Source organism: Croceivirga thetidis (assembly GCF_012272815.1).
Taxonomy (GTDB): domain Bacteria; phylum Bacteroidota; class Bacteroidia; order Flavobacteriales; family Flavobacteriaceae; genus Croceivirga; species Croceivirga thetidis.
In genome coordinates, this window is sequence record NZ_JAAWWL010000002.1 from 168,243 (window position 1) to 182,443 (window position 14,201).

Consider the following 14,201-nt stretch of genomic DNA (forward strand, 5'->3'; position numbering starts at 1 on the left):
TTACACTATTTCCTTCAAGCAGTTATTAATTTGTTCATCGCTACAGCTTGTACTTCCGTTGTGCCTGCTAACTTTGAGGTAGTTGCCAAATGACAGCTGTACTCCGAGTGTAAGGGAATCTTTGATAAATAAAAAGATTTTCCTTCAAGAATAGTTTTGCCATTCCTGATTTCGAATGACTTTAACGGAGTATTTAATCCTTTGCCGTGGGCCTTTAATACAGCTTCTTTTTCCGTCCAATAATCAAAAAAAGCTTGTTTTGGGTTTTCGGAATTATGAACAGTTTCCCATTCATTCGATGTCATCTGCCCATGAAAATCTGCAATCTCAATTTCTTTAATAAGTTCTACATCAATGCCAAGCTCTATCGTTTTTGAAATGGCACAAACAACTATACTACTAGAATGGGAAATATTAAAGTTAAGTTCATTCGATTCTAGAAATGGTTTTTCGTATTTATCGAGAGTTACCTGATGTTGTTTAAAGTCTATTTTGAGTAGTTCACATCCTTTAGCTAAGAGTAAACGGCCTATGATTGAGGCTTGACTATCTTGCCATCTTTTGTAGCGATTGATGCGATTAACGAATTCCTTGGGAAAATTACTGGATAATTTTTGTGTCAAGGGATTTTGGAATTCTTGGTCTAAAAAAGTATACAACACTATCATCATCTGTGGCAAAGTATTATTCTTATGGTTCTTACACAAACACTGACAGGTGATTTATGATTTGCTGTTATCTTTTGGTTAATGCCAATTGGCTCCATTTAATTTTTCCGTTCTTAGCTAAAAAAAAGCATGACGATTTTCGTTGATATGGATGAGGTACTCGCTGATACCTACCAAGCACATATAGATATTTATAACTCCGAATTTGGAACCAGTTTTACGAAGAAAGACGCAGATGGCAAGGATTTTTGGAAATGTGTTCCTGTTGAAAACCAACAAAGTGTAAAAGACCATGCTTGGCAGAAAGACTTTTTTAAGAACTTAAAGGTTATGGAAAATAGTCAAGAAATATTGAAGGAGTTATCAGCCCAAAACGAAGTATATATTGCCTCTGCAGCAATGCAGTTTCCCAATTCATTAAAAGAGAAATCAGATTGGTTGGACGAACATTTTCCGTTCATTGATTGGCGATATCGTATCTTATGCGGTCATAAACATATTTTGAAGGGAGATGTTCTGATTGATGATAGACCTTTTCATTTAGAGAGGTTTACAGGTCGTTCAATAATCTTCACTTCACCTCATAACGTAAATACCAAAGAATTTGAAAGGGCCTCTACTTGGTTGGAAATTGCTGAAAAATTGCTTTAAAATGCGATTTCAATATGTTTTGGTTTTCTTTTTTTATTTCGCTTTTGTCGGTTGCTCACAAAAAAGTAAAGTTATTGTAGGTAGCGAAACCACATTCACGAAAGAAACTCTAAGTTACTATTTGTATTACCCCAAAGACTACGAAGTATCAAACCACGAATCATTTGGTTTACTACTCTTTTTACATGGCGGAGGGGAATCAGGTCAAAATCTTGAAGAATTAAAGAAAAATGGACCTCCCAAAATGATGGTTGATGGTTATCCCTTCCCTTTCTTAGTTTTAGCTCCACAAAATCCACATAAAAGAAAATGGTGGAATGTACATGCGGTAAAACAACTTTTGGATAAAATAATCAAAGAAAATAATGTTGATCCCAATCGTATTTATCTCACAGGCTTGAGTCGAGGCGGTAGTGCTGCATGGGAGATGGCAGTTCAGTACCCAGAGACTTTTGCCGCGCTTGCCGTTGTTTGCGGTATGGCACCAACCCCTTACGCAGATTGGTTGGACAAGAAAATGCCGATATGGGTGTTTCACGGTGTAGAGGATAATGTAATTCCTGTTCAAGAATCAGATTTAATGGTTAAAAAATTAAAAAAGCTGGGTTACAGTGTAAAGTATGATAGGTACCAAGGGATAGGTCATGATTCATGGACCAAAGCCTATCAAACTCCAGAACTTTACGATTGGATGTTTCAACAAAATCGGGCACAATGAAACTACTCTGTACTTTTTTAGTTATTGGACTGTTATTTTCCTGTAAAGGCAAAGATTCAGATCTAAAACCAATACAAAACCAATTGGAGGAGGTGGAAAATGAAGGCATGGAAGTACCAATTAAGACCTCTACTTCAACGAAAGAATTGATACCATTGGAAAATTTGTCAGATACTACTTTTGTGCGATTGGCTGACTATAGCGATGATTTTGCTTATGAACTTCGCTATGCTTCAAAAAATAATTTTTTGAAAGCCCAAGTATATGATTGTGCAGAATGTTACACTAGGGTAAAAACTGCAAAAGCATTGCTCAAAGCAAATGAGGATTTTAAAAAGTTAAGTTATCGAATAAAATTCTTTGATTGCTATAGACCAAATTTTGTGCAATTCAAAATGTGGGAGATAATGCCTAATCCGCAGTATGTGGCCAATCCAGTCAAAGGATCTATTCATAACAAAGGAGGAGCGGTTGACATCACCTTAGTTACATTTGGCGGTGAAGAATTAAATATGGGAACGGATTTTGATTTTTTTGGAAAGGAAGCGCACCATGACAATATGGATATGCCTGAATTGGTTTTGGAAAATCGAAAATTGCTAAAAGAAACAATGGAAAAACATGGTTTTTGGAGTATAAGGACCGAGTGGTGGCATTATAACCTTCGGGGTAGTTCAAAAGACAAAGTTGCCAATTTTAAATGGGATTGTAAATGAGGTATCTATTGCTTTTTATTTTGGTTGTGTCTTGTAGAACGGCATCAAATTCTGTGGACCTAGAACCCCTATGTTTACAAGAAACCGTTGAAAAAATTATGACTGAACCTCCACAAACTCCAAGAAGTGAGATCAAGCAAGGATTTTACAATAACAACCGTATATATGTTTATTCAGAAAAAAGAGGAATTTCAGATTTCGCCATTATATTAAATTCGGAATGCGAATATCTATGTGAAATTGGTGGAGTAGGAGGAACAGCAAACTGTCCGAATAATATCTTTGAAAATTTAAAAAACCTAGAATTAATCTGGATTGATCCCCGATGATTTAATTTTCTTGTTCCAGATAACGATCTTATTTCCTTCGGAGTCTTGAGTAAAAAATAAGTAGTTCTCACCTCCATCACCTATCTTAAATTCTTTTCGAAGTTGCTTAACAGTAATCGGAAAATTACGAATAGTGATATTGGCTTTCTCAAAATTTAGCTTTTTGAGCTGTTTTTTATTGAAGGGGAATACATCTAACACTTCAAAAATCCTCCCAGGAAATTCAACCAATTTTTCCGATGTATATAGGTGTGTATGCTTGGATAATTTTTTTAGTCCAAATTCGATACCAATTATCTTGAAACAACCTGACTTTAAAATTGAGGCATTCGGTTCAAAAAGAAACTGTTGCACTTTGGAAAATTCTGCGATTGCTTTTTTTTCGCTTGAAGGATGAAAATTAAAAGTCTGATTTGAGGTTGGCAGAATGTTTATTGTTTTAATAATGGCCTCTCCCTCAAAGTCCTTTCTTAGTACCCAGAGCAATTCTTTTACTTCGTTTTTAATGGCTACAATATGAACTTCCTTTACAAACTTCAATTCCTCTATGCCACTCGAAATATCAAGAATTGGAGAGGTCTTTATTAGAATATTTTCAGTTTTATCAAAAAGTAACTTTAGGTTCTTTGGAACATTCGGCTGGTAATCGGCTAAAAGAAATACTTTCTTTTTGTTTCCATCCCTCCGTGCTGGGTCAATATAAACCCAGTCAAACGTTTTTTCGGTTTCGTTTAAATAGTTAATTCCATCAGTTGCTATCGTTTTAATAGTATTTGCTCCTAATACGTCAAAATTGTGTTTTGCGACCATTGATAGTTCGGAATTCAATTCACAATGCAATACTTCTTTGAACTTGCTTGAAAAGAGATAACTATCCACCCCAAAACCACCTGTCAAATCTATGAGATTATCGCCTTGAACTATAGTGGATTTATACATCGCAGCGGTTTCTGAAGAAGTTTGTTCCATGCTCAATTTAGAAGGATAAACAACATGGTTATTAGAAAACCATGTTGGTAATTTATCATTGGCTTTCTTTTTGCCTACTAATTGATGAACCAATTCGTCTTGTGAAATACCAGGAAATATCGGCTTTTTTAAAAGCAATTTCATAGGGTCTGAATTCCAATTTTCGGAAATGAAATCTTGAACTTCCTTTTGAAGCAATTTGGAATTCAATTCAGAGGTTTTTTGTCAATTTTTGTACGATTGCATTATCCGAAAGAAATTCCTTCAAGATAACTTTGATGGCAGTGTAACCAGGCACGGCAATTACCATTCCAGTGATTCCGAAGAGTAAGCCTGCAATAATGATGATCAAGAATATTTCAAGCGGATGTGACTTGACTGAATTGGAAAAAATAAACGGTTGCGAAAAGAAATTATCCACCAATTGACCAATAACAATACCGATAAGAACGTAAGTCGCCTTAGGTAAAATGACAGTGCTAAAATCCATTCCCAAATGACTGGTCATGGTCAGAACTATCATAATGGTACCACCAATTATGGGCCCCACATATGGTATAATATTAAACAGTGCGCAGAGAAATGCAATTACAATGGCATTGTCAACACCAACTATTAAAAGAGTTACGGTGTAAATAACAAAAAGAATAAAAAGTTGAAGTAAGATTCCACCGAAATAGCGTGAAAGTAAATTATTGATTTTATCAATGGATTTAATTGTATTACCCTCTTTTTGATCAGGAATGAAGGTCATTATACCATTCTGAAACAACTTACTGTCTTTAAGAAAAAAGAAAGAAATGAATAGCACAGAGAACAATCCTATACTAAATTCACTAACCACGTTAACCACTGAATTTAGCAAATTGGGTATGAAATTTAGGTTAATACCAGAAAGCACATTTTTTTCAATTTCAGAATCCCTGATTAGGTTATTGACATCGGAGGTTGATGTACCCAGATAATCCATAATCTGGGCATAAAGGAGATTTAGGTTTTTCTGAAGGTCTTCAACACTTAAAAGGGATAAATTTTTACTTTGCTCATTAATTAGAGGTATGAATAGGGCCAATATGCCTAAAAAGATAGATACCATAAACACCATGGTCACAATTACAGCTACCGTGTTTGGGAATTTTAGTTTCCTTCTTAAAAACAGAACAATGGGCCTCCCTAAAAGAGCAACAACAGCTGCAATTGCTAAATAGGCCAAAACCGAACGAATGGCATATAAGAAATAACCAACCAAAACAATGGCCGCTAAAATCAGAACTGCACGCAAAATGCCGTTGGCTATTTTTTTGGATTCCATTTTAAGATTTAAAAACGTATTGAACAATATTTGCGCCCATCTGCAAAGCCCTTTTTCGAACTTCTTCTGGGTCATTATGAACTGAAGGGTCTTCCCAACCATCACCCAAATCACTTTCAAGGGTAAATAAAAGCATCAATCGACCTTCTTCGAAAATTCCGAACGCTTGCGGCCGTTCACCGTCATGTTCGTGAATTTTTGGTAATCCATTGGGGAATTTAAATTTTTGATTGAATATCGGATGGTCACTTCCTAATTCCACCAATTCACTATTAGGAAAGACTTTAGTCAATTCTCTCCTGAAATAAGTTTCCATTCCGTAGTTGTCGTCTATATGAAGGAACCCCCCGGACAATAAATAAGTTCTAAGGTTCTCAGCTTCTTCTGCTGTAAAAAATACATTTCCATGACCCGTCATATGCAGAAAAGGATACTGAAAAATGCCCACGCTACCTACTTCAACTGTTTCAGGTTTTGAATTGATCTTGGTATCGATTTCCTGATTGCAAAAACGAATTAAGTTCGGTAGTGCCGTTGGGTTGGAATACCAATCACCGCCACCACCATATTTTAAAATGGCAATCTCTTGTGATAGCGATGTGTTAATCACAAAAAGAGTTAAAAACAGTATTGATTTGGTAAGAATCCTGTGCATTTTCCGAATAATCAAGGGTAATCAAAAATAACATTTTCGTGATTAAGAATCTCTCAATTGTAACAATAGTACTTGTTGGCCTGTTATCGACAGCTTTTTTGGCTAGTAATGAACCTGAAAATAAATTAACTACTTCAAATTTTAAACCAATTGTTGTTTTAGAACTGTTTACTTCTCAGGGTTGTTCGAGTTGTCCACCCGCTGATGTTTTATTGGATGAGGTAAAAGTAAAGTACCCTAAAGACGTGTACGCATTATCGTATCACGTTGATTATTGGAATTACATTGGTTGGAAGGACCCTTTTAGTCAATCAAAATTCTCGACTAAACAGCGATTTTATAATTCAAAACTTAGGAGTAGGGGTAATTATACACCACAGTTGGTTGTAAACGGAAGTGAACATTTTGTCGGTTCAAACAGGTTAAAAATGTACAATGCCATTGAATCAAAAAAGAACTTAAATCCAACAAACCAAGTTGAAATAAAAAATGTTGGAAAGAAAAACAATACGATTTCATTCAATTACGAACTGCTAGGCAGTGTTAAGGATAAAGATGTGAGGGCCGTTTTGGTGCTTAACGAGCGAATTACTAAGGTTTCTCGGGGAGAGAATCGAAACCGAACACTTAAGAATACGAATATTGTTGTTGCCGAAAAGTACTTAAGTAACATAAATGAAAAATCTGGGATTATTAAGATTCCAGAATTGGTGTCTGAAAACGATGAATTGAGCTTAATGATAATCATTGAAACTTCAGATCTAACGATAACAGGGGCCGCTAAAGAAAAAATAAATTAGGCATTGACGATAGCTATGGTAGCACAAGCTACAACTGCTGCTGTCTCCGTTCGTAGTCTATTTTTACCCATGGTAATTGGGGTGAAACCCTTTTCCATAGCTTCTTTTATTTCGTTTTTCGAAAAATCACCTTCCGGACCTATCAATATGACAACGTCTTTATCTGCAGCCAATCTTCTCTTAAGTTCAACTTTTTCAGAATCATCACAATGCGCTATGAATTGTAATTCTCCCTCGGTTTTCGAAATGAAGTCATTGAATGATGTAGGTGCGTTTAATTTGGGTAATCTGGTTTGTAATGATTGTTTCATAGCTGCCTGAAGTACGCGTTCAAAACGTTCTTGTTTTATAACTCTACGCTCAGAATTTTCGCAAATGATAGGGGTGATTTCATCAATCCCTATCTCCGTAGCTTTCTCCAAAAACCACTCATATCTATCGTTCATTTTCGTTGGTGCGACTGCTAAATGCACTGAGAACATTTTGGGTATGGAGCGTTCTTCATTGATTATTTGCGCCTTACACTTTTTAACGTCCGCAACTAAAATTTCCGCTTCAAACAGGCTTCCTTGTCCATTGGTTATATGAAGAATATCGCCTTCCTTTTTTCGTAATACCCTCACTATGTGCTTGCTCTCCTCAGCTGAAAAGAAAAATTGTTTAAAGCTATTATCCAATGAAGGGTTGTAAAAAAGTTGCATTTTTTTATTTATTAGTTATTATTCCCCTATGACATATCGCGCTTTCGCAACTACATTTTTAGCTGAAAAGTTTTTTTGTAAATATTTCAAATAGCCAACAATACCAATCATAGCAGCATTATCCGTACAAAATTCAAATTTTGGAATATAGGTTTGCCAACCTTTTTCATGTTCGGCAGCAGCCAATCGATTTCGAATTCCAGAATTCGCTGCAACGCCACCTCCGATAGCCACTTGTTTTATTCCGGTTTGATTCACTGCTTTCTCAAGCTTTTCCATTAAAATTTCCAATATGGTATATTGGATACTTGCACAAACGTCTTCTAGGTTTTCTTCCAAAAAATTTGGATTTGCCTTGGTTTGTTTTTGAATGTAGTACAAGATACTGGTCTTAAGACCACTGAAGCTAAAATTTAAACCATCTACCTTAGGTTTTGGAAAAGGATAAGCACGTGGATTTCCCTTTTTTGCAAGTTTGTCAATTAGTGGCCCACCTGGATAGGGTAGACCTAATAATTTTGCGCTTTTGTCAAATGCTTCACCAACAGCATCATCTAAGGTTTGCCCAAGAATTTCCATCTCTAAAAAGTCCTTGACCAATACGATTTGCGTATGCCCGCCACTAATGGTCATCGCCAAAAAAGGAAATGTAGGCGTTTTTTGGTTTTCATCCTTTATGAAGTGAACTAATATATGTGCTTGCATGTGGTTGACCTCAATTAGGGGTATTTCCAGTCCCATCGACATGGATTTGGCAAATGAGGTGCCTACCAAAAGGGAACCCATAAGTCCAGGACCACGAGTAAAGGCAATAGCTGATAGCGCTTTTTTATCGATATTTGCTTGAGCCAAAGCTTGATGAACCACGGGAACGATATTTTGTTGATGCGCCCTCGATGCCAATTCGGGAACCACACCACCATATTTGCGATGAATTTCTTGGTTGGCAACAACATTGCTAAGCACTTTGTCATTTGCAAGAACTGCAGCTGACGTATCATCACAAGATGATTCAATGGCTAATATGTAAGTTGTTTTATGATTCATTAAAGTTTGGAACAAAAATTGTCGAACAAAGATAAAAGTTAGGTCCCTATCAAAAAACTCCGCAAAATACTGTTTCGGGTTGTGCTGTTCATTTTACTGATTTTAGTAGTGGCAACCTTGGTATTTTCCATTCCTGCAGTTCAAACAAGTATAGCGAAAAGGGTCACCTCAGATTTGAATGGAGAGTTTGGTACGAATATTCAAATGGAGCGAATACAAATTTCTCCTTTAACCATGAATACTCATATCAAAAGTATTTATGTTGAAGATTATCAAGGTGATACCTTAATTTTTATAGATAAAGTTTCCACATCAATTTTGAGCGTCAAAAATTTAATTGACGGTAAATTGGAGTTTGGTGATTTTGATATTGAAGGACTGCTGTTCAATATGAAAACCTATAAGGGCGAACGTGACACCAACTTAGATGTTTTTGTAGATAAGTTGGATGATGGCAAACCTCGAGAACCGGGTACACCTCCTTTTTATATGTCATCTACAGAGATAAAAATTAAAGATGGTAGCTATAGACTGAATGATGAAAACTTAGAAGAACCAAAAATCTTAGACTTTAGGAATCTAAAAGTTTTGGCTAATGATTTTCAAATTTTAGGTCCGGAAGTAAGTTTGGATATCAAAGAATTAGGATTTGATTTTAACCGTGGTCTAAGAATGGAGAATTTGAAGACTCAATTCAAATACACCAAACAAGAGATGCGTTTCGAAAATCTTGGGATTAAAACACCGGAATCGAATCTAGAAGGTCAATTGGTGTTTTCTTACGACCGCAAAGATTTCGCGCAATTTTTGGACGCGGTAAAATTGAAGGCAAGCTTTAATGATTCTAAAATTGCATTCAATGAACTTAATCTGTTTTTCAATGAATTTGGAAAGGATAAAGTGGCAGTTTTTTCTGGAGATTTTGAAGGAGTGCTTAATGACTTTGAAGCGCAGAATCTGGTATTAAATTCTGATTACACCAGAATCAACGGTGATTTTAATTTCAGAAATCTTTTTAGGGAAACGGAACCTTTTATTATCAATGCAGATTTGAATAGAGTCTCTTCTAGCTATTACCAACTTAGATCTATTCTACCAAGATTATTGGGTAGAAACATACCAAGCTCCCTAAAAAATCTTGGTGGATTTTCCGTACGTGGAATTGCAGAAATTACAGAAAGTTCAGTTGATGCCCAAGTTGATCTTACTACGGCTATCGGAAACGCCACAACTGATCTACAAATGACGAATGTCAATAATGTTGATAATGCCTCATATAGGGGGCTTGTTTCTTTTGAAGAGTTTGATATTGGTGTTTTTTTGGAAGATCCAACTTTTGGCAAAACCACATTAAATCTTGATGTTGAGGGTAGGGGCTTTACACCAGAATTTTTAAATACCCGGGCCACTGGTGAAATTGACAAACTCGTCTATCGTGGTTATGAGTATAATGATATTAAGGTTTCAGGTATTCTGAAAGATCAGTTATTCGATGGTAGACTCAATTGCAATGACCAAAATTTGAGATTCGATTTTCAAGGATTAGCAAATTTTGGAGGTGGTCGAAACCAATTCAATTTTATTGCCGATGTCGATTATGCAGATTTAAAGAAAATGCGCTTCATAAACGACAGTATTTCAATATTTAGAGGTAATGTAAAAATGGATATTACAGGTAATACACTAGATAATATTGCTGGAGAAGTGAATTTTACTGATACTGCATATCAGAACAAAAATGAAATCTATTTTTTTGATGATTTCAATATAGTTTCAAAGTTTGAAGGAGATTCAATTCGAGAAATTAGCATAAACTCTCCTGATATCATAGAAGGGTATGCTCGTGGTATTTTTAAAGTTAATGAATTAGGTAAATTGGTTCAAAATTCAGTTGGAAGCATTTACACTAATTATGAACCATTTGAAATCTCATCAGGTCAACGTATCAATTTTAATTTCAATATTTATAATAAAATTGTAGACGTCTTTTTTCCCGATGTTAGCTTTGGTCCTGATACTTCAATCAAGGGAAGAATTGTATCAAATGAAAAAGATTTCAAACTCACTTTCGAGTCCCCTCAAATTGAAGCTTTTAGAAATAAATTTGATGGGGTCGAGCTACAAATAGATAATAATAACCCATTGTTCAATACCTTTTTGACAGTTGATGAAATGTCAACAATTTACTATGATGTCAAAGACTTTAGTTTAATAAATACCACATTAAAAGACACCCTGTTTTTTAGAACTGAATTCAAAGGTGGTGGTGATAATGACGATGAATACAACCTAAATTTTTACCATACTTTTTCTGGTAATAACAGTTCGGTAATCGGACTTAAGAAATCGGATGTGAGTTTTAAGGGTAATACCTGGTTGTTGAATTCAGAAGGCAACCAGCAAAATAAAATTATTATAAACAACTCATTGGATAGCTTGCGAATTCAAGAAATTGTAATGGATAATATGAACAACGAAAGAATTCGTTTGAACGGTCAAATGGCCGACTCAACCTTCAAAGATTTGGAATTGGAGTTCAAATTGGTTTCGTTGGACAAAATAACCCCCAACATCGATAGTCTTAAACTTGATGGCCAAGTTGATGGGTTTTTGAATATTCTCCAGAAAGATGGAAAATATTTGCCTTCATCGAGTTTAAGAATCGACGATTTTTCTGTTAACAAAACGATTCTGGGTGACATGGAGATGATGATATTCGGTAACGATGATTTAACTGAATACGGAGTTAATACATGGTTGACCTACAAAGGCCAAGAGCAATTCGGCATGAGCGGTAAAATTTTCGACTCTAAGACTGAAACTACACTTGATTTATTGGCGACTTTTGAGGATTTTTCTTTGGAGCCGCTCGCCCCTTTAGGTGAGGATGTCATCTCGAATATCAGAGGGTTTTTGAGTGGTAGCGCCCGTGTTACTGGTAATGCACGAAATCCTAGTATTGACGGAAGTTTAACAATGAACGAAGCGGGCATGGGTATCGCTTATCTAAACACAGACTATGATTTTGCCCCGTTATCGCGAGTACGTCTTTTTGATCAAACCTTTTTCTTTGAGAATATAGAACTCACAGACACCAAGGAGCGTACAAGGGCCATTCTAGATGGAACAATTTCACATACCGATTTTTCTGATTGGACCCTTGACTTAAACGTCAATGCTGATGAAGGTCGTTTCATGATTCTTGATACTGAATTTGAAGAAGAAGCCCTTTATTACGGAACAGGCTTTGTTAATGGTCAAGGAAAGGTTTATGGACCGGTGAATGCCCTTAATATAAATTTCGAGGGTTCTACAGCTAGAGGTACTTCTTTAAAAATACCTCTAAGTGATTTGACTAGTGTAGGTGATTATTCATTTATAAATTTTATAGAAAAAAATCAGTCGACCACGTTTGAGGCTGATCGGGTACTAGATGAATATGAAGGAGTTGAATTGTTCTTCGATTTGGATGTTACTCCAGAGGCTGAGGTTGAGATTGTTGTTGATCAACAAACTGGTAGTTCATTAAAGGGCACGGGGGAAGGACTATTGCTTTTTGAGATAAATACCAATGGTAAATTCAACATGTATGGAAACTTTGTTGTGGTATCGGGTCAATATCGATTTAAACGAGCTGGGGTTATTGATAAAACATTTACCGTACAGCCCGGAGGACAAATAAGTTGGGATGGAGACCCTTTGGCTGCTCAGTTGGACTTAGAGGCAATTTATTCTTTGACAGCAAATCCAGCACCCTTGTTAGACAGCGATAATGCCCAGGGGGTTCGCAGGATACCGACGGATGTTATTGTTAGGTTAGATGGCCAGCTTGAAAGTCCGACCATTGATTTTGATATAGACTTTCCGGGTACTAGTTCAGTTTTAAAGTCAGAATTGGAATACAGACTGCAAGACCCCACCATTAAAAGTAATAATGCATTTTACCTGCTTGCGCAAGGCACCTTTTATGGTGAAACTACCAGTATAAATCAGCAAGCAGTAACGGGAAATTTAATTCAGACTGCCTCTGGATTACTTAATTCGGTACTCGCTGGGGATAACGATAAATTTAATTTTGGTCTGTCATATGAACAAGGGTATACCGAATTTGACGAAGATAGGGTAGGGGTAAATATTTCTACCCAACTATCTGATCGCATTTTGGTTAACGGCAGGGTAGGTGTACCGGTCGGGGGAGTATCAGAAACTGTAGTGGCTGGAGATGTTGAAGTTCAAATCTTATTGAATGAAGAAGGTACTTTGAGTGCGAAAATTTTTAACCGCGAAAACGAAATTCAACGGTTTTTAACCGAACAGATTGGATATACTCAAGGTGTTGGACTTTCTTATCAAGTAGACTTTAATAATTTTAGGGACTTATTAAGGAAGATTTTTAAAAAAAACAGGGAGGTTGAAAATCCTAAAGAAGAAGAATTTATAAGTAACACTACAATGGGCCAAGACAGCTTAATTAAGTTTTACTCCAAGAAATCTTCTCAAAAGCCCAAATAACAAACAATTCTTAAAATTTTCATTAAAAATTACCACCGAAATCGTTGTAGATTTTGGTCTGCATTCGCCTTTTTTTTTTATTGAACCGACATTTGCTAGTTTTGCAATTCTTTGTTTCAAATATGACTGAAAACATCAAGAAAGTTGCAGTTTTCACCTCTGGAGGAGATTCACCAGGAATGAACGCTGCTATCCGTTCTGTAGTAAGAACCTGTGCCTATAAAAATATCGAATGCGTTGCAATCTATAGAGGCTATCAAGGAATGATAGATGGAGATTTCAAGCAGATGAATGCTAGAAGTGTTAACAATATCATTAACAAAGGTGGGACAATTCTTAAATCAGCCCGATGTGAAGAATTTAGAACCGAGAAAGGTAGAAAGAAGGCCTACGACCAATTAAAAAAGGAAGGCATTGATGCATTTGTTGTAATTGGGGGTAATGGAAGTTTTGCTGGAGCGGTCAAATTCAACCGTGAATATGATTTCCCAGTTATGGGCATACCGGGCACTATTGATAATGACATATTGGGAACCTCTTTTACAATTGGTTTTGATACAGCAATAAATACAGTTGTCGATGTAATTGACAAAATCAGGGATACGGCAAGTTCACATAACCGGCTTTTTTTTGTTGAGGTTATGGGCCGAGACGTTGGCCATATTGCTTTAAATGCAGGTGTTGGTGCTGGAGCAGAAGAGATTTTGATACCTGAGCAAAACCTTGGTTTGGAGCGTCTTTTAGATTCTTTGAAAAGAAGTAAGAAATCGGGTAAATCATCAAGTATAGTAATCGTTGCCGAAGGTGATAAAATTGGAAAAAATGTTTTTGAACTCAAAGAATATGTAGAAGAGCATCTTCCAATTTACGATGTAAGGGTCTCGGTACTAGGCCATATGCAACGTGGTGGTAATCCAACATGTTTTGATAGGGTTCTGGCAAGTAGAATGGGTGTTCGAGCGGTAGAAGCCCTTATAGAAGGCAAATCAAATTATATGGTTGGAATCAGAGATAACAAATTAGTTCTGACCCCAATTGAAGAAGCTATAAAAGCGCATACTGAAATCGATATGGAATTATTGAGGGTTTCAGATATCATGACAACTTAAAACTTAAAAACACT

Annotated in this window: 13 protein-coding genes; 7 read left to right on the top strand and 6 right to left on the bottom strand. The window is 36.2% G+C overall.

Annotated features, from left to right (window positions below; genetic code table 11):
• Positions 1–14: 14 nt before the first annotated feature.
• Positions 15–671 carry a 4'-phosphopantetheinyl transferase family protein gene (locus HCU67_RS08470; RefSeq protein WP_168552209.1) on the bottom strand — a complete coding sequence of 219 codons (657 nt, stop codon included), beginning with the start codon at positions 669–671 and terminating at the stop codon, positions 15–17.
• Between the two features lie 126 nt (positions 672–797).
• Here HCU67_RS08470 and HCU67_RS08475 point away from each other — a divergent pair, with 126 nt between their 5' ends.
• The 4 genes from HCU67_RS08475 to HCU67_RS16790 all read left to right on the top strand — a co-directional run bounded on the left by HCU67_RS08475 (position 798) and on the right by HCU67_RS16790 (position 3,082).
• A complete protein-coding gene (locus HCU67_RS08475) occupies positions 798–1,319 on the top strand; it encodes a 5' nucleotidase, NT5C type (RefSeq protein ID WP_168552210.1) in 522 nt (173 codons plus the stop codon).
• A 1-nt stretch (position 1,320) separates the two neighbouring features.
• Positions 1,321–2,037 (top strand): carboxylesterase family protein, encoded by a 717-nt coding sequence (locus HCU67_RS08480; RefSeq protein ID WP_168552211.1) that lies wholly within the window; start codon positions 1,321–1,323, stop codon positions 2,035–2,037.
• On the top strand, positions 2,034–2,753 hold the full coding sequence (locus tag HCU67_RS08485) for a M15 family metallopeptidase (protein WP_168552212.1): 720 nt from the start codon (positions 2,034–2,036) through the stop codon (positions 2,751–2,753). Before HCU67_RS08480 ends, HCU67_RS08485 begins: the two co-directional genes overlap by 4 nt.
• A gap of 98 nt (positions 2,754–2,851) precedes the next feature.
• Positions 2,852–3,082, top strand: a complete 231-nt coding sequence (locus tag HCU67_RS16790) for a DUF6970 domain-containing protein (RefSeq protein WP_428047522.1) — start codon at positions 2,852–2,854, stop codon at positions 3,080–3,082.
• Here HCU67_RS16790 and HCU67_RS08490 read toward each other — a convergent pair.
• From HCU67_RS08490 to HCU67_RS08500, 3 genes are read right to left on the bottom strand one after another with little or no spacing between them, the layout of a single operon-like run.
• Positions 3,059–4,261, bottom strand: a complete 1,203-nt coding sequence (locus HCU67_RS08490) for a THUMP-like domain-containing protein (protein ID WP_246865745.1) — start codon at positions 4,259–4,261, stop codon at positions 3,059–3,061. The genes HCU67_RS16790 and HCU67_RS08490 overlap by 24 nt on opposite strands.
• A gap of 1 nt (position 4,262) precedes the next feature.
• Positions 4,263–5,363 carry an AI-2E family transporter gene (locus HCU67_RS08495; protein WP_168552213.1) on the bottom strand — a complete coding sequence of 367 codons (1,101 nt, stop codon included), beginning with the start codon at positions 5,361–5,363 and terminating at the stop codon, positions 4,263–4,265.
• A 1-nt stretch (position 5,364) separates the two neighbouring features.
• On the bottom strand, positions 5,365–6,018 hold the full coding sequence (locus HCU67_RS08500) for a DUF4159 domain-containing protein (protein WP_168552214.1): 654 nt from the start codon (positions 6,016–6,018) through the stop codon (positions 5,365–5,367).
• Positions 6,019–6,056: 38 nt separating this feature from the next.
• Between HCU67_RS08500 and HCU67_RS08505 the strand changes: the two genes are divergently transcribed.
• Positions 6,057–6,818, top strand: coding sequence for a DUF1223 domain-containing protein (locus HCU67_RS08505; protein ID WP_168552215.1), 762 nt, complete (start codon positions 6,057–6,059; stop codon positions 6,816–6,818).
• Here HCU67_RS08505 and HCU67_RS08510 read toward each other — a convergent pair.
• Complete coding sequence (locus tag HCU67_RS08510) at positions 6,815–7,519, bottom strand: 16S rRNA (uracil(1498)-N(3))-methyltransferase (RefSeq protein ID WP_168552216.1); 705 nt, start codon at positions 7,517–7,519, stop codon at positions 6,815–6,817. The two genes, HCU67_RS08505 and HCU67_RS08510, sit on opposite strands and share 4 nt — an antisense overlap.
• 18 nt (positions 7,520–7,537) lie before the next feature.
• A complete protein-coding gene (gene tsaD / locus HCU67_RS08515; RefSeq protein WP_168552217.1) occupies positions 7,538–8,566 on the bottom strand; it encodes a tRNA (adenosine(37)-N6)-threonylcarbamoyltransferase complex transferase subunit TsaD in 1,029 nt (342 codons plus the stop codon).
• Between the two features lie 81 nt (positions 8,567–8,647).
• Here tsaD and HCU67_RS08520 point away from each other — a divergent pair, with 81 nt between their 5' ends.
• Both HCU67_RS08520 and pfkA read left to right on the top strand, forming a co-directional pair.
• Entirely contained in the window at positions 8,648–13,078 is a 4,431-nt protein-coding gene (locus HCU67_RS08520; RefSeq protein WP_345890700.1) for a translocation/assembly module TamB domain-containing protein, read from the top strand.
• Positions 13,079–13,200: 122 nt separating this feature from the next.
• A complete protein-coding gene (pfkA, locus tag HCU67_RS08525; RefSeq protein ID WP_168552218.1) occupies positions 13,201–14,187 on the top strand; it encodes a 6-phosphofructokinase in 987 nt (328 codons plus the stop codon).
• The last annotated feature ends 14 nt before the right edge of the window (positions 14,188–14,201 follow it).